At 52.8% G+C, this 16,159-nt stretch carries 13 protein-coding genes; 9 read left to right on the top strand and 4 right to left on the bottom strand.

Features of this window, described 5'->3' with window-relative positions:
• Nucleotides 1-133: 133 nt before the first annotated feature.
• Complete coding sequence (locus KK062_RS18615; protein ID WP_254085849.1) at nt 134-850, bottom strand: head GIN domain-containing protein; 717 nt, start codon at nt 848-850, stop codon at nt 134-136.
• A 79-nt stretch (nt 851-929) separates the two neighbouring features.
• Nucleotides 930-2,282 carry an NAD-dependent succinate-semialdehyde dehydrogenase gene (locus KK062_RS18610; RefSeq protein WP_254085848.1) on the bottom strand — a complete coding sequence of 451 codons (1,353 nt, stop codon included), beginning with the start codon at nt 2,280-2,282 and terminating at the stop codon, nt 930-932.
• Between the two features lie 123 nt (nt 2,283-2,405).
• On the opposite strand from KK062_RS18610, the gene KK062_RS18605 reads away from it, so the two are divergent.
• On the top strand, nt 2,406-3,266 hold the full coding sequence (locus KK062_RS18605; protein WP_254085847.1) for a hypothetical protein: 861 nt from the start codon (nt 2,406-2,408) through the stop codon (nt 3,264-3,266).
• Here KK062_RS18605 and KK062_RS18600 read toward each other — a convergent pair.
• Complete coding sequence (locus KK062_RS18600; RefSeq protein WP_254085846.1) at nt 3,263-3,772, bottom strand: C40 family peptidase; 510 nt, start codon at nt 3,770-3,772, stop codon at nt 3,263-3,265. The genes KK062_RS18605 and KK062_RS18600 overlap by 4 nt on opposite strands.
• Nucleotides 3,773-3,808: 36 nt before the next feature.
• Here KK062_RS18600 and KK062_RS18595 point away from each other — a divergent pair, with 36 nt between their 5' ends.
• The 3 genes from KK062_RS18595 to KK062_RS18585 all read left to right on the top strand — a co-directional run bounded on the left by KK062_RS18595 (nt 3,809) and on the right by KK062_RS18585 (nt 6,527).
• Nucleotides 3,809-5,224 carry an FAD-binding oxidoreductase gene (locus tag KK062_RS18595; RefSeq protein WP_254085845.1) on the top strand — a complete coding sequence of 472 codons (1,416 nt, stop codon included), beginning with the start codon at nt 3,809-3,811 and terminating at the stop codon, nt 5,222-5,224.
• 128 nt (nt 5,225-5,352) lie between these two features.
• Nucleotides 5,353-5,676 (top strand): hypothetical protein, encoded by a 324-nt coding sequence (locus KK062_RS18590; protein ID WP_254085844.1) that lies wholly within the window; start codon nt 5,353-5,355, stop codon nt 5,674-5,676.
• A gap of 80 nt (nt 5,677-5,756) precedes the next feature.
• Nucleotides 5,757-6,527 carry a 3-keto-disaccharide hydrolase gene (locus KK062_RS18585; RefSeq protein ID WP_254085843.1) on the top strand — a complete coding sequence of 257 codons (771 nt, stop codon included), beginning with the start codon at nt 5,757-5,759 and terminating at the stop codon, nt 6,525-6,527.
• Nucleotides 6,528-6,579: 52 nt separating this feature from the next.
• On the opposite strand, the gene KK062_RS18580 is transcribed toward KK062_RS18585, so the two are convergent.
• On the bottom strand, nt 6,580-7,725 hold the full coding sequence (locus tag KK062_RS18580) for a carboxylate-amine ligase (RefSeq protein WP_254085842.1): 1,146 nt from the start codon (nt 7,723-7,725) through the stop codon (nt 6,580-6,582).
• Between the two features lie 64 nt (nt 7,726-7,789).
• Between KK062_RS18580 and asnB the strand changes: the two genes are divergently transcribed.
• The 5 genes from asnB (at nt 7,790) to KK062_RS18555 (ending at nt 15,994) form a co-directional block, all read left to right on the top strand.
• Nucleotides 7,790-9,691 (top strand): asparagine synthase (glutamine-hydrolyzing), encoded by a 1,902-nt coding sequence (asnB, locus tag KK062_RS18575; protein ID WP_254085945.1) that lies wholly within the window; start codon nt 7,790-7,792, stop codon nt 9,689-9,691.
• 61 nt (nt 9,692-9,752) lie between these two features.
• Complete coding sequence (locus KK062_RS18570) at nt 9,753-11,180, top strand: DUF4403 family protein (RefSeq protein WP_254085841.1); 1,428 nt, start codon at nt 9,753-9,755, stop codon at nt 11,178-11,180.
• An 841-nt stretch (nt 11,181-12,021) separates the two neighbouring features.
• Complete coding sequence (locus tag KK062_RS18565) at nt 12,022-13,374, top strand: ammonium transporter (RefSeq protein ID WP_254085840.1); 1,353 nt, start codon at nt 12,022-12,024, stop codon at nt 13,372-13,374.
• 320 nt (nt 13,375-13,694) lie between these two features.
• Nucleotides 13,695-14,873, top strand: coding sequence for an outer membrane beta-barrel protein (locus KK062_RS18560; RefSeq protein ID WP_254085839.1), 1,179 nt, complete (start codon nt 13,695-13,697; stop codon nt 14,871-14,873).
• An 86-nt stretch (nt 14,874-14,959) separates the two neighbouring features.
• Nucleotides 14,960-15,994 (top strand): glutamine synthetase beta-grasp domain-containing protein, encoded by a 1,035-nt coding sequence (locus KK062_RS18555; RefSeq protein WP_254085838.1) that lies wholly within the window; start codon nt 14,960-14,962, stop codon nt 15,992-15,994.
• Nucleotides 15,995-16,159: the final 165 nt, after the last annotated feature.

Here is a 16,159-nt window from a genome sequence, read left to right as displayed (position 1 = left end):
AAGGATAGAACCAAAGTTCACGAAAATGTGATAACAATGGTTGCCCTGTGTGGTTATTTTTTTGTGAACGGCAAAAGAAAAAGGCTGCCCGTTCACGGCAGCCTGGCAGAATGTCTTTATGTTATAACACCGATCAGTCCTGGTTGACCGAACTGTTGCCCGATGTATCGGCATTTACCTCCGGATCGCCCCGGTATAAAATCGAGCTGGAGCCACTGGCGACAGCATTCAGTTCTTCCGATACGCGTACCTGGCCTGAACTTGCCCCGGCTGCATTCAGGGTTGCCGTACGCACGGGAAAGGAAAAAGCGCTCAGCACGGAGGCGCCCGAAAGCTCGGTATCGAGGGCATCGGCTTCGCCGGTCATGATCAGCTCCGACGCGCCCGACAACACGGTCTTCACACGATTATAGGTGGCATCGAGCTGTGCTTTGGTAGCGCCCGACAGGAACAGGTCCAGGGCGTCTTCGGGTTCGTTAAATCCTTTGATAATCGGCACCGATGCGCCCGAGAAATTAGCGGCGCGCAACTTCGGCATGGTGATGTCTATATGCGTGTCGTGTTTGCGGCTGCCATCTTTGTCAAAGCGAATGATCAATGTCGAGCCGCTTTTGTGTACATCCAGGTCGTCGAGGTTACGGCGGTCGCCACGGATGTGTATACTATAGATACTGGATTCTTCTACCGTCACCCGAAATGCGTTACCCATTTCCAGCCGGTCGAAGTCAGTTTCGGTATAATCGCGTTCAGAGTCTTGTAAGGGACCCGGATCCTCGCGTTCGCAGGAAGTGGTTACAAATGTCAGCGCCAGCAGAAAGGCGGGCACGCATAGGTGTAAATACTTTGCCATGGTTGTCTTTGTTTGATGCCAGGACAACTAATTCACGGGCATCCCCTATGCGTGCCTTAAAAATAATCGTGCCTTGCGATCAGGCAATCGATATGCTCTTGGCGTTGACGAATTCGTGTATGCCAAGCTCGGACAGCTCCCGGCCATAGCCCGATTTTTTTACGCCGCCAAACGGCAGGCGTGGGTCGGATTTCATCAGAGCGTTGATAAACACCGATCCCGACTCTACCTCGCGCGCCAGACGCTCGCCTTTTTCCAGGTCGCGCGTCCAGATCGACGCACCCAGTCCATAGCGGCTGCTGTTGGCCAGCATGATGGCCTCGTCTTCCGTCTTGGCGGTAATGACAGCGGCCAGCGGTCCGAAAGTTTCTTCATCAAATGCCGGCATACCGGGTTTCACGTTATCGAGCAACGCTGGCTGAAAGCTGGCGCCGGAGTATGTGCCACCCGTTAGCAGGCGCGCACCCTGTTTCACCGAGCCTTCCAGCTGTCGGGCCAGCGCTTCCGCCAGGTCTACCCGGGCCAGCGGCCCGGTGGTCATTTGCGCATTAAACGGGTTGCCCTGTTTCAAGGCGGCTATGCTCTTTTGAAAGCGATCTAAAAATTCATCCTTGACCGACTCCAATACGATAAAACGTTTGGCTGATATACACGACTGGCCGGCATTCTGCATACGCGATTGGGTCGCAATCTTTACCGTCAGGTCGAGGTCGGCATCGGGCAATACAATAAAAGGATCGCTGCCACCCAGCTCCAACACCGACTTCTTGATATTCGCACCGGCGATCGCGGCGACTTGCGAGCCGGCCTTCTCACTACCGGTCAACGCTACACCCTGTACAATATCGGATTCGAGCACGGCACGGACCATGTCGCTATCGATCAACAGCGACTGGAACACCCCTTCGGGAAAACCGGCCTCCCGGAAGATCTCCTCAATGATGATGGCACACTTGGTCACGTTGGCGGCATGTTTCAGCACACCGACGTTGCCGGCCAGCAGGGCAGGAATAGCAAAGCGGAACACCTGCCAGAAAGGAAAGTTCCAGGGCATGACGGCCAGCACGGTGCCGATGGGCTGGTAGGCCACCAGGGCGCGACGCGACTCGGTTTGTATTACCTCGTCGGCCAGGAATTTGCCGGCGTTGGCAGCGTAGTACTCGCAACCTTTGGCGGACTTTTCAACCTCGATCAGCGACTCGGACAGGATCTTGCCCATTTCCCAGGTAATCGTGCTGGCATACTCTTCCTTATTTTGGCGCAGCAGCGCCGCCACCTTCAACATCAATTCGCACCGGTACGAAAGCGATGTCTTTTTCCATTGCTTAAAAGCCCTGGCAGAGTGGTCGAGTTTGTCTTGCAAAGCGGCAGCCGATAGTAGCGGGAATTCCCCAATAACGGCCTGATCATAAGGGTGGATGGATTTTAACATAGCGTAAGGTCAATAAAAACGAATGCGAACATACTTCATTTGAAGCATACGGAAAGCACGAAGCTGGGTTTTCGAAAAGTGACGGCGCGGTTTTTGAACCTTCCGTTTTAAACACAGATGGTTATGAAAGCAACTATCAACATATCGATCCTGTCGCTCGCACTGTTGGCACAGTCGGCATACAGCCAGCAGCAATCCAGCCAGTCCAGGTCCACTGCCTCGGAGCAGCTGAAAATTACCCGCGTTTCTAACCGGGAGAATTTTCTGGAAAATCGCATTGCCTCCCTGGAGTATGATACCCGGCGTACCGCCGACCTGTGGATTTGTCTGTATACCCTCCCGCAAGAAGGAACCTTGCATGATACGGTACGCATCTCCCTCGGCGATCGAACGGTATCGGTACCAGCCGAAGTCGTTACCGAACAACGTACGCTCGAAGTAGAGAAGGATCATGAAAATTCGTCGCTGGATTATACCACGGCGCAAAGCGCGCACAGTGCTACCAGCACGTCGTCACCTACGCTTCAGGTAAATCCCGATGGTACAAATTCAACCGTACACTATCAAGGCGACACCAAGTTGGTGGTAAATCCCAACGGCTCGCAAACTGTATTACCAAACGATGAAACTTCTTCGATAGTGAGTCCGGAAGGGAAAAAGCAGATGCAAAAGATGAACACCACCACGACCCTCGTCGTGAACCCCGACGGGTCACACTCGACGATCTTTCACTCCGCGCCGCTAACAACCTCTACCAGCACAACACGAAAGAAAGAGAACGCAACGTTGGTACCCGTAAACTATAGCCGCCTGCATATACAGGCAACGCCTGCGCTGCTGAAACAATTGAAACAGGCAAAAACACTGGCATGGCAGGTCCAGCTCTCCGGCCAGACCATTGAGCTCGCCATGTATACCCGCCCGTTAGAGCGCTACCAAAAGAAGCTGGCCGCGGCAGAAGCCGGCGGTAAAACGCAGCGTTAGTTGTTAATAACGCGACGGCCTCCGCGAAAGCGCTTCTGGTAATACTCGGCAAAGAGGTTTGTCTCCACCACGCCCAGTGTGCTGGAGGCATGAATGAACTTGATGTTGTCTTTGCCCTTCCGTTCTGTCACCAGTCCTACGTGCGTAACTTTGCGTTTACGGTTGCCCGTGGCAAAGAACACCAGGTCGCCGGGTTGCAGATCTTTCATGTCTACTTCCTCGCCAATCTTGCTTTGCCCTTCGGAGCTGCGGGGCAGGCTGACATCAATCACACGAAAGGAGTTGATGAGTAAGCCCGAGCAGTCCATGCCTGCGCGCGAGGTGCCGCCATACTTGTACGGTGTGCCTATAAAGCTGCGCGCTGCGCCAATTACCTGGTCCGTCCGATCATCCCTAACACGCGCTTGTTTGTGCGCGCTACAGGAGAATAAAAGAAAAAGTGTTGCCGTCAGGACGACCGGAAGCAGTTGCTTTTGATTAATTTTGAGTTCAAAAAATTGCTTCATACCGAGTTTAAAAAGTACAACAAATATACCAGATTCATGCCATTTGCAGAAGTATCTACCGACATCATCGGCCTGTTTGAAGAAATTGTAGGCGCGGAACATGTGATCGTGGACCCTGAAAAGCGCTATAACTATTCCCACGACGAGACAGAGGACTACTCGTTCCTACCCGACGTGGTGCTGCGTCCCGGCACGACCGATGAGGTAAGCCGCATCATGCGTCTCTGCAACGAGCATTCGCTACCGGTCACCCCGCGCGGCGGTGGCACGGGTCTGGCCGGCGCGGCACTGCCCATTGAAAAGGGCGTCGTGGTGTCCATGGAGCGCTTTGACAAGATTCTCGAAATCGACGAGCTCAACCTGCAAGCCACGGTAGAACCCGGCGTGATCACCGAAGTATTTCAAAACGCCGTCAAGGCGAAGGGCCTCTTCTACCCGCCCGATCCCGCCAGCCGCGGCACCTGCTTTATCGGCGGCAACGTGTCGCAGAACAGCGGCGGTCCCAAGGCCGTGAAGTACGGCGTCACACGCGACTACGTCCTCAACCTGGAAGTGGTCCTGCCCAATGGCGAAGTCATCTGGACCGGCGCCAACGTGCTCAAGAACTCTACCGGCTATAACCTGACGCAACTCATGTGTGGCAGCGAAGGCACGCTTGGTATCATTACCAGGATCGTGTTTAAGCTCCGCGGCCTCCCGCAGAAGTCCGTGCTGCTGCTCCTGCCCTTCGTCACCAACGCCGAAGCGTGCCGCGCCATCGCCGAAATATTCCGCGCCGGTGTACAACCTTCCGGCATGGAGTTCTTCGAACGCGAAGCGGCGATGAAGACCATCGACTACTGTGAAAAAATCTATGCCGCCAAGGTCACCACGTCGTTCCCCGAGAACATGGACGCCTACCTGCTCTGCGAGCTGGACGGCAACGACGACGAAGTATTGATGCGCGACGCCGAACGCGTGATGAATGTAGCCGAGCAGTTCCAGGTAGGAGAGATTCTCTTCGCCGATACCGCCGCCCAAAAGGACGAGCTGTGGAAGATCCGTAAGAACATCTCCCCCGCGGTGAACGCATACTCCCTCACCAAGTCGGAAGACGTTGTCGTGCCCCGCGCCAACCTGCCCAGGCTGATCGTCGGCATCAAAGAGATCGGCAAGCAATACGGCTTCAACTCGGTATGCTTTGGCCACCTCGGCGACGGCAACCTGCACGTAAACGTGCTGAAGGAGAACATCAGCGACGAAGACTGGCATACAAAAATCGTCGATGGCATCGGCGAGATTTTCAAGCTCACCGTAAGCCTCGGCGGCACACTGTCCGGCGAGCACGGCATCGGCATTGCCAAGAAGCCCTATATGTCCATCGCCATGCGCGAAGCCAACCTCGCCGTCATGCGCGGCATCAAACTGGCATTCGATCCCAAGGGTATACTCAACCCTGGAAAGATATTCTAAGCACCAATGGTTGCTGGCGCAAGTCTTAGCCCCGCCCCGGGGCGGAGACTTGTGCCTACCCTGGTACCCGTCTTCAGACTGCCGTGGAGTCAGTTGGCGCTGAAGACGGCAATTCGTATTTTTCCGCCATGGAACTCATCATCACCATCCTGGCAGTAGCAGCACTCGCCCTCGTCTTCTACCTCCTCTTCAAAGTATTCAAGTTCATCACCCGCCTCATCCTGGTCATCATCTTCCTGGCCCTGGCCTACATCACCAACCCGTCCCTGGTACGCCACGAAGCCGCCGTGCGCACGAAATCCGAAAAAGACGGCACATCACTCGAAGGTTGGACTGTCACCGTCACGGATCTAAAAGTAGCCTCCATCACACGCCTGACCCAGGACGACAGCAACAAGGCCGTCGGCGTCGGCGCATTCACGCGGGTATGGATCTTCCGCGCCGTGCCTTAACGAGGTCCTACCATTGACGGAAAAAAGGCCGTGCGTGTGGGCATTCCTTGCTATATTTCATAAAATCAAATTCCACAACCATGATCCAGAGAATGACCTATGCCTGTTTGTTAGCCTCGTTGCTGGCGTGCAGTACCAAAAAAACCGAAACACCCGCGACCGACACTACCGCTACAAAACCGGAAGTAGTGGCGCCCGCTCCTTCGCCGGCGACACAACTATCAGAAGCAGATTCTGCAGCGGGCTACAAACTTATATTCGACGGCCAGACACTCAACGGTTGGAAGTACTTCAAAGATAAACCCAGCGACAGTTGGGACGTTGTCGACGGCACACTGCACTGCAAGCCTTTTGTAGACGGCCGTGAGAACCAGCGCGCCGACATCATGACAGTCGATGAATACGCCAACTTCGAGCTGGCCTTTGACTGGAAGATCTCGGCGCAAGGCAATAGTGGTGTGATGTTCCGCGTGACGGAGGAAAATGATCAACCCTACCTGTCAGGCCCCGAGTTTCAGCTCATCGACAACGAAGGTTATCCCGGCGACCTGAAGCCGGAGCAATTTGCCGGCGCCAACTACGACATGCATACCGCTCCCGATGCAAAAGCTAAACCGGTGGGCGAGTGGAATGAATCACGACTGGTCGTGAACGGCAACCATGTAGAACACTGGCTGAATGGCGCCAAAGTGGTGGAATATGAGCTGGGCTCTGCCGACTGGAAAAAGCGCAAAGCCAAAAGCAAGTGGAACGATGCCAAGAATTACGGCACGGCCAAGACTGGCCACATCGACTTCCAGGATCATAACCACGAAGCCTGGTTCCGGAACATTCGCATTAAGACATTATAGCTATTAAAATAATATAGCATACATGCCGGTAGCGTAATGCCACCGGCATTTTTTATGACCACTGCGGCACGCCGGTAACAAACTCCTGTACATTGTGCCGGGTAACAGCACCGAGATCGTTACTCTTGACAAATACGTCGTGCTGACGCGCGGAACTGGTGCCCCGCTTCAAAACATCATCAATCACGGACAAGTATTTTTCATAGCCCATCTTTGCCGCATACGGACGAAGCGTCTTCAGCCAATCGGCAATATCTTTCCGCAACAGCTTGGTCTTACCGTTGCGCGTCACCACTACTTCCGCATCGAGTCCATAGCGTATGGCACGCCATTTATTCTCGCGAAAGATCCAATGTTTGAGTGGCGTACGCGCGCTGACCCACTCCTCCTGGTGCTCGTGAAACCAATGTGCCAGCAGGTGTATGAACGCCACGATGCCGAGTGCCTCGGCCAGCGATGCGGGCTCGTCACAAAAGCGCAGCTCCAACGTACCCAGCTTGGGGCTGGGGCGTACATCCCACCACAGGTCTTTCATGCTTTGAATGGCCTTCGAGCGCAGTAGGAAATTATAGAGTTTCTCAAACTCCGACCAATTCCCCACCAGGTACGGCATGCCCGCCGTGGGCATCGCTTCGTACGTGGTCGGACGACAGGACGAAAGACCGGTATACATGCCCTGCCAAAACGGCGAGCTGGCCGACAATGCCAGAATGTGCGGCAGGAAACTCATAAAAAAATAATTGTAGCGAATACATTCTTCGCCCGATGTCATGCCGAGGTGTACGTGCATGCCGTACACGGCCATGCGGCGGATAAGCCATTGGTTGCGATCGATCAGCTCGTTGTAGCGCGGCGAGGGTGTGATGAGGCGGTCGCGATAATCTGCCAGTGGATGCGTGCCGGTAGAGGACAAGGCCAGTCCGAGCCCGGCACTGACCTGGCGGGCGTGCGCCAACGCGGTGGTCAGGTCTTTTTCAACCGCCTGTACATTGGCACACACACCCGTGACAACCTCCAGTGTACTTTGAAAGAACTCTTCCGTGAATGTTGTGGAATTGGCCTGTTGGAGAATTTCGGCAGCACGCGGTGTAAGCTGCAGCGTCTGCTGGTCGAGCACCTGCAGCTCGAGCTCCACCCCCAGCGACAGCCTTTGCTGGCTACTGGTAAACGGCAATTCAATAAGATGGTTTTCCGGCATGATAAAAATTAAAAAAGATAACGGGCAATCTACTAACTTTCCGACAACAATCACCATCAACTCCATGTGTGGCATTACCGGCATCTTTGCCTTTAACCTCGTCGGCAAGTTCAACAAGATCCACGTTACAAATGCCACGATGTCGCTCAATCGGCGCGGCCCTGATTTTCAGGATATTTATCTCGACGATTGGGTTGCGCTCGGCCATCGTCGCCTCTCGATCATCGACACCGCATCGATTGCACACCAGCCCATGTGGGATGAAAGCAAACGCTACGGAATTGTTTTTAACGGCGAGATTTTTAACTATCAGGAACTGCGCGACGAGTTGATCGCCAAGGGCTATACGTTCTTTTCACATTCCGACACCGAGGTACTGCTGAAGCTTTATATCGACCAGCGTGAAAAGTGTTTGTCGCGTCTCAACGGCTTCTTCTCGTTTTGTGTATATGACAAGGAAGAGCAAAGCTTTTTTGTAGCACGCGATCGGTATGGCATCAAACCCCTGCTCTACGTCTTTGATGAAGACAAGTTCATCTTTGCCTCGGAGATGAAGGCGGTGCTGCAATACGGCATTGAAAAGACGCTGGACTACAGTTCGCTGTATTCATTCTTGCAACTGAATTATATACCGGCACCCGACACAATCTTCGCGCCGGTCAAAAAGCTAATGCCCGGTCACTATATGACGGTGCGCCGGCAGCAACTGGATATCCAGCCATACTATCAGATTCCCTACGAGCGTGAAAAAGAAAATGCAAGTGGACTGTCGTATGATCAGGCAAAAGAGAAACTAAAAACATTACTGGAGGAGGCTGTACAACGTCGACTGGTGTCTGATGTACCACTGGGCTCTTTCCTGAGCGGGGGCGTTGATTCTTCTATCATCTCGGCACTGGCGGTGCGACACAAGCCAGACCTGCACACCTTCTCGATTGGGTTTCGCGACGAAAAGTTTTTTGATGAGACCGACTATGCCCGTGCCGTCGCGAAAAAATTAAATACCCGGCACACCGTTTTCTCCCTCACCAACGACGACCTCTTCGCGCACGTACATACCGTACTGGAGTATACCGACGAACCTTTTGCTGACTCCTCGGCCCTGGCGGTATATATTCTCAGTAAAGAAACGCGTAAGCACGTTACCGTGGCCCTGTCGGGAGATGGTGCGGACGAGCTGCTGGCCGGCTACAACAAACACGCGGCGGCGTACCGCATGCTGCACCCGGGCTGGAAAGAAAATGCGGTAACCGGCCTGCAGGGACTATGGAAAATATTACCCAAATCGCGTAACAGCGCGCTTACCAATAAAATACGACAGCTGGCGCGCTTTAGCGAAGGCGCGTCGTTGTCGGCGCAGGACCGATACTGGCGGTGGGCATCCTTCGCCAGCCAGGACGAAGCCCTGGCGTTGTTGCATCCCGCCTTACGCACAGAGGCCGGGTTACAGGAGTTTATGCCACGCCGTAATACCTTGCTCCACACGTTGCCCGCGCACGAAAACATCAACGACATTCTGCTGACCGACATGAACGTGGTCTTGCCAAACGATATGCTCACAAAAGTGGACCTTATGAGCATGGCCAATGGATTGGAAGTACGGGTGCCATTCCTCGACTACCAGGTTGTAAACTTCATCTTTAGCCTGCCGGAAGCCTATAAAATTGACCACCGTTTGCGCAAGCGCATCTTACAGGACGCATTCCGCGATGTATTACCCGAGCAGTTGTACAACCGGCCGAAGAAGGGATTTGAGGTGCCGCTGCTGAAGTGGTTCCGGCGCGAGATGCGGTCGCTTATTACCGACGATCTGTTGTCGGAAGCCTTTATCACGCAGCAAGGCATCTTTCATTACCCGGAAATAGACAAGCTCATAAAGCAGCTCTTCTCCAACAATCCTGGCGACGTTCATGCCCGCATTTGGGGCCTGATTGTCTTCCAGTCGTGGTGGAAGAAATATCATTAACAGCCGGCGGTGGGGCGGCATACATCTTTAATACGTAGAAGCAAAGCTCCATCCTGCCTGCATGAAAAACGTATTTCCCTTTTTATGGTTGTTCGCCTGCTGCCTGGCCGGATGCGAACGCATCAAGCCCGAGCCACCACCCGCCACGACACGCGACACCGAGCTGCTGTTGCCGCTCTCTACGGTTAACCTGCCCGTGTATTACCACCTGGATAGCCTCGCGGCAACGCTCAACAGCAAAATGAAAGGGACGTTTATCCGGCAATGGATTCGTCTGAATGAACGCGGCGACAGCTTGTACATCGAAATTGCGCGTACCCGTCCCGTCGTTATTCGGTGGAAGAAAGAGAAACTCGCGTTTGCCTTTCCGGTCAGTGTAAAAGGGAAGTTTATCAAGCACGTGGCCGGCTTCAAAGTAAAGAATGCCACGCCGGTGGCCATGGAGATGGATTTGCATCTCGCCACAAACGTTCTCATCAACAAGGACTGGAATTTACTGACGGAAACGGAGCTGCAACGGATTGTCTGGATCAAGGATCCTTTTCTGAAGATCGCGATGGTGCGGATCAATCTGCGAAAAATTGTCGAACAAACCATCCTGTCCAATCGGGAGGCACTTTCCGGAAAAATGGATCAGGTCTTACACGACCGACTCGCTACACGCACAGTGATCGAGAAGCTGTGGAACGACATCCAGAAGCCTATCCGCATCAACAAGAAGGGCACCGAAGTGTGGCTGAAGCCCACCGCGCAAGACTTGCAGGCGCGTGTGACACAACGCGGCAATTTTATTGTGCTCGAGACCGAGCTAAAGGCTTACGTACGCACCGTGCTCGAAACGCAGGAGATGCCGGCCACCAACACTGTACTGCCACCGTATAAAGCCAAAACGACCGACACCGATAGCCTGACGCTATACGTCCTGGCCAGGCTTCCCTTCCAAACCATCAACAGCCTGTTGAAGAAAGAGCTGGGCAACCATACGTTTACCGCCCAGGGTTACTCCACTACCCTAAAAGACCTCGACGTCTACGGCACCGAGGAAGGTATAGCCATACGGCTACAATTGCGCGGCGACGTGGACGGCCAGGTATATATGCGCGGTGTGTTGGCGTACGATACAGTAAAGGCCGTGTTCTTTGTACAGAAGTTCAACTTCGACGTAGACTCCCAAAACAGCCTGGTGAACTCCGCCGACTGGCTGCTGCACGACAACATGCTGGAGATCGTCAACGAAAAGCTTACCATCCACACGCAATCGTGGATTGACCAACTGCCAGGGCTTATTGAGAAAGGTGTGGAGAACGGCCGCTCGGGCGATAAGATCAATTTGCAGGTGGCGGCACTGGACGTGAAGCCGCTACAGATCATTGTTACCAAAAATGACGTGCAGGTAGTGCTAAAAGCGACGGGACAGGCCACGATCGGGCTTCACCAGAAAGTGTTTAAGGGTAAGAAAAAGAAAAATCGCCCTAAAGCCCTGAGTTGAGGTTATAAAAACACCCCACTTCACTAAAAAACATATCAATTATTTAAAACAAGGTTGATATTTTAACGTAACTACAACGATTTCTGATATTTTTATTAAAAAACAGTTCTATTTTTAACGAATAAGTGAGAAGATTGTTCCCACAACGCGCGGCATTCGGCATCTGAATGAAGGAATGGAGGATAAATGAGCACTAGCATTCATTCAATCCCTTAGCACCAGCGATGGGATTAAAGCGACATTCAAGAGTTGCCAGTGCACGCCGGGTTTAACGGACTATTTTGGCGTCTGGTTGTTTAGTAGGGTCAGGTGGAAACACCTGGCCTTTTTTTGTGTCCGTCCAGTCATAAGCTGCACTCCACGTGTGTTCCGTGGGTCTGGAGCCTTACTTATCTCCGCCCTTTAGCACGGGCTTATGTCGGACTATACTCGCACTCCATACGGAGAATACTCGGAGACATGCCATCCGTTGGAGGCATTCAAGCCACTATCCCCTGCACATTTGAGCACATGCCCCCAGATCTTACGTCCGGCTCCCTACGGTTATGATTGAATTATTCCAATTGTGTGCTTGAAAGCACGCAATTGAACCTACCCCATGATGACACACGCACACAAAATAAAAGTAGATCAATTCCACACAATCGCACTACAACATTCTGCGTAACGAGGATTATTGAAAATATTATAATTTTCAAGGTGACTTGGCTTAAAACAGACCCTTACTACAACGTTTTCGGAAATATTTCACGAAAACAGGTTTGTTTTTTACCCTAATGTTAAAAAATTTATACCAATAAGGCGCTAGACGCACGTCATCAAACCCTAAAACTAAATAACTATGAAAAAGTCCGTTATTTTTCTTGTCTTACTCATCGCGGTGAGCATTCTGGCTGTCTTTCAGCCATCGGTGCCCACCACCATTGTCACGGAGGGCATTGACACCGGCGATACCGCCTGGATGTTGGCCGCCGCAGCCATGGTGCTCCTCATGACCCCCGGCCTCGCCTATTTCTATGGCGGTATGATCGATACCAAAAACATTATCTCCACGATGTTGCAAAGCTTCATCGCCATGGGCGTGATCAGCGTGCTGTGGATCCTGGTAGGGTTCAGCCTTGCCTTTGGTGATGACATCGGTGGTTTCATCGGCAACCCATCTTCGTTCTTTATGTTCAAGAACGTGCTGGACGGTAAACCCTGGTCACTTGCCCCCACCATTCCCCTGGTGCTTTTCGCCTTCTTCCAGTTGAAGTTCGCCATCATCACCCCTGCCCTGGTGACCGGTACTTTTGCTGAGCGTATCAAATTCAAGTCTTACCTGCTGTTCCTGGTACTCTTCTCACTGGTGATCTATGCGCCGCTGGCACACTGGACCTGGCACCCGGACGGCTTCCTCTTTAAATGGGGCGTACTGGATTTCGCCGGTGGTACCGTAGTACACATGTCGGCTGGTTTCGCTGCCTTGGCAGCGTCTATCTATATCCGTAGCAAAGGAGAAACGAAAGCACACGTTACACCGGCAAACATTCCTTTCGTACTGCTGGGTACCGGTTTGCTGTGGTTCGGTTGGTTCGGCTTCAACGCCGGTAGCGCCGTCGGTGCCAACGCCCTGGCTGCATCGGCTTTTGCTACGACCAACACGGCTTCGGCTGCTGCAGGTCTTGCCTGGATCCTGTTTGACGCTGTGCGTGGTAAGAAGCCTTCGGCACTCGGTTTCTGTATCGGTGCTGTCGTGGGTCTCGTGGCCATCACGCCGGCCGCTGGTTTCGTAACCATCCCTTCAAGCTTGTTCATCGGTACATTCGCTGCCATCATCTCCAACATCGTCGTATCATTGAAATCCAAGACTTCCCTGGAAGATACACTTGACGTGTTCCCTTGCCACGGTGTGGGTGGAGCAGTAGGCATGGTGATGACAGCCTTGCTGGCAAACACCGCCGTAAACGGCGCCAACACCACCGGCAACGGTCTGTTCTTTGGCGAGACTGCACTGTTCATCGTACACATGAAAGCCCTGGTCGTGGTCATCGGCTATACCTTTGTCGGCTCGATGGCCTTACTGAAGATCACAGACTTGCTCATGGGGCTTACTGTCAGCGCTGAGGACAAGAAAATCGGTCAGGATTACAGCCAGCACGGCGAAAACCTATACCCGGTGGACTTCAGCTCGCTGAAAGAGAAAGTCATCTAATCACAATAACGCTGGAATACGGAAGGCCGGATTAACCACCCGGCCTTCTATAGAAACTCGAATGAACCATTAGCTGATAGCTGCTTTTTATTACTAACCAAACCAAAATCCCTATGCAACAGCACGCCACGTCCCGTATTGCCAGCCCTTAGTGCGCCCAGGCACTGACTGATATTCCGCGCCGGAAGGCTTTATACCGGCGTGTCCGGGAACCGGTCAGTATATACACTTCTTCATCACTAAAGCATCCCCGGGAAGATGTACGAGATCTCCCGCAGGGATAACTCTAGCTTATTGTTTAATAAAACACATTGCAAAATATGAAATCTATAAAAGTACTCCTTTTAGTAGCGATAACTTTATTTACCGTTTCTTTCAACACGTATAGTCAGACTGCTGAGCCGGACTCTACGAAAACGTTTACGTTTTCGGGTTCGGTCGACGCATACTTTCACTCTTCCCTCGGCACCACAAACCCGCTCTCTGCTACCGAGTATAATCCATCTACATCGTTTGCTAACATGCGCGGTTTCGGTATAGGCATGGTAAACTTCATTGCCAGCTACGAAACTTCGAAAGCGGGCTTCGTGGCCGACGTCGTGTTCGGTCCGCGGGGTAAAGATGCCGTGTTTGCCAACATGTATAGCGGCCAGGGCATAGTCAACCAGGCCTATGCATTCTATAAATTCTCAGACAAGGTAAAACTGAATATTGGCCAGTTTAACACGTTTGTGGGCTACGAGGTGATCTCACCTACACTTAACTATCACTACTCTACGTCGTACCTGTTCTCGTGGGGCCCTTTCAGCCACACGGGTGCACGCCTAGACATGGATTTGGGTGGCGGATACGTTGCAAAGCTGGCAGTCATGAACCCGACAGACCTGGTAGAGTACAATGCGTTCAACTCCTACACGTACGGTGGCCAGATAGGCTACGTCAACGACAACGGTGGCGTGTGGTTGAACCTGTTGTATGGTGACCAAGACGGCAAACTGGAAGACTTTGATATTGACCGCGATGGCGACGGCGATGCGGATGGTTACTCGGATGGTGGTACTTTCCAGGCAGACCTGACCGGTGGCTTTAGCGTAACGGACGCTTTCTACTTAGGCTGGAATGCTTCTTATCGTACCGTAAAAGTAAAAGAGGTAGTCGATGGCGGCGGTGACATCGTTGACGCTGACGGTGCTGACTCCCGTGGTTTCATGGGCGTGGCGCTGTATCCGAAGTTTACCTTGTCGGATGCTTTCTCGATCGGCGTGCGCGCAGAATACTTTGCTGTGAAAGCCGGCTATATCAGCCCCTTCGAGCTGGATGATGACGGCGATGGCAACGTTATTGCCGCAACGCTGTCAGCAAACTATAAAGTCGGTGACCTGACTTTCATCCCGGAGATCCGGATCGACAAAACTTCAGAAGATTCATTCCGCGATAAAGATCTTGAAGGCAAGGATATGATGACTTCAATTAACCTGGCTGCTGTTTATAAATTTTAATCTGGTGCTCCCGGCAATTGCCCTGTTGCCGGGAGCGCCTTTAAACTACAACCGAACCTAATTGTTAAATTTTAAATAATACGCCCATGTCAAAAACTAAATTAGAGTACATCTGGCTTGACGGATATGTTCCCACGCAAAGCCTGCGCAGCAAAACAAAGGTCGTTCGTGATTTCGACGGCAAGCTGGAAAGCTGCCCGGTATGGTGTTTCGACGGCAGCTCCACCGAGCAGGCACCCGGTGGTTCTTCTGACTGCTTGCTCAAGCCTGTTGCCATCTTCCCCGACCCGGCTCGTAAGAATGCATACCTGGTGATGAACGAAGTATTGAGCCCCGATGGTACGCCGCACCCTTCCAACGGCCGCGCGCTCATCGACGATGACGATAATGATTTTTGGTTTGGCTTTGAGCAGGAATACTTCCTGTGGAATCCTGAAACCGACAAGCCGCTTGGCTTCCCTACCCACGGATATCCGGCACCACAAGGCCAATACTATTGCTCTGTCGGCGCAAAGAACGCCTTCGGCCGTGAGATCGTAGAAGAACACCTCGACTTCTGCATTGAAGCAGGCATCAACGTAGAAGGTATAAACTCCGAAGTGGCTACTGGCCAGTGGGAGTTCCAGGTATTTTCCAAAGGCGCGAAAGCTGCCGGCGACCAGGTATGGGTAGCACGCTACCTGCTGGAACGTACGGCTGAAAAATATGGCATCGCGATTAACTGGCACTGCAAGCCGCTGGGTGCCACCGACTGGAACGGCTCAGGCATGCACGCAAACTTCTCAAACGGGCTGCTGCGCAATGCCGGCTCGAAAGATGTATACGACCAGGTATGTCAGTCATTTTCTCCTGTCGTAAAAGAACACATCGCCGTATACGGCGCCGACAACCACTTGCGTCTGACAGGCAAGCACGAAACACAATCGATCGACAAGTTCTCGTATGGTGTTTCTGACCGCGGCGCGTCTATCCGCATTCCTATCGCCACCGTGGAGAACGGCTGGAAAGGCTGGCTGGAAGACAGAAGACCTAACTCGGCAGCCGACCCGTACAAAGTCGCTGCCCGCATCATCAAGACTGTGAAATCCGTTCCTGAATATGCCACTACGAACGGACACTAAGATTTTTCAGGGCGTCTGGTTGTAGTTTGGAGCCGGGCAGAAATGCCCGGCTTCTTTTTTTACACCGCGCCTGGCGCAAGTCTTCCGCCCCCAGGGCGGGCGCCCTGTGCCGGGCGAATTCCAGTCTTCAGCCGGGCGCCGAAAAATATATCTGTGGCTTGTACA

The organism is Dawidia cretensis (assembly GCF_018598175.1).
GTDB classification, from domain to species: Bacteria; Bacteroidota; Bacteroidia; order Cytophagales; family Cyclobacteriaceae; genus Ohtaekwangia; species Ohtaekwangia cretensis.
This window is presented reverse-complemented; position numbering and strand designations above follow the sequence as displayed.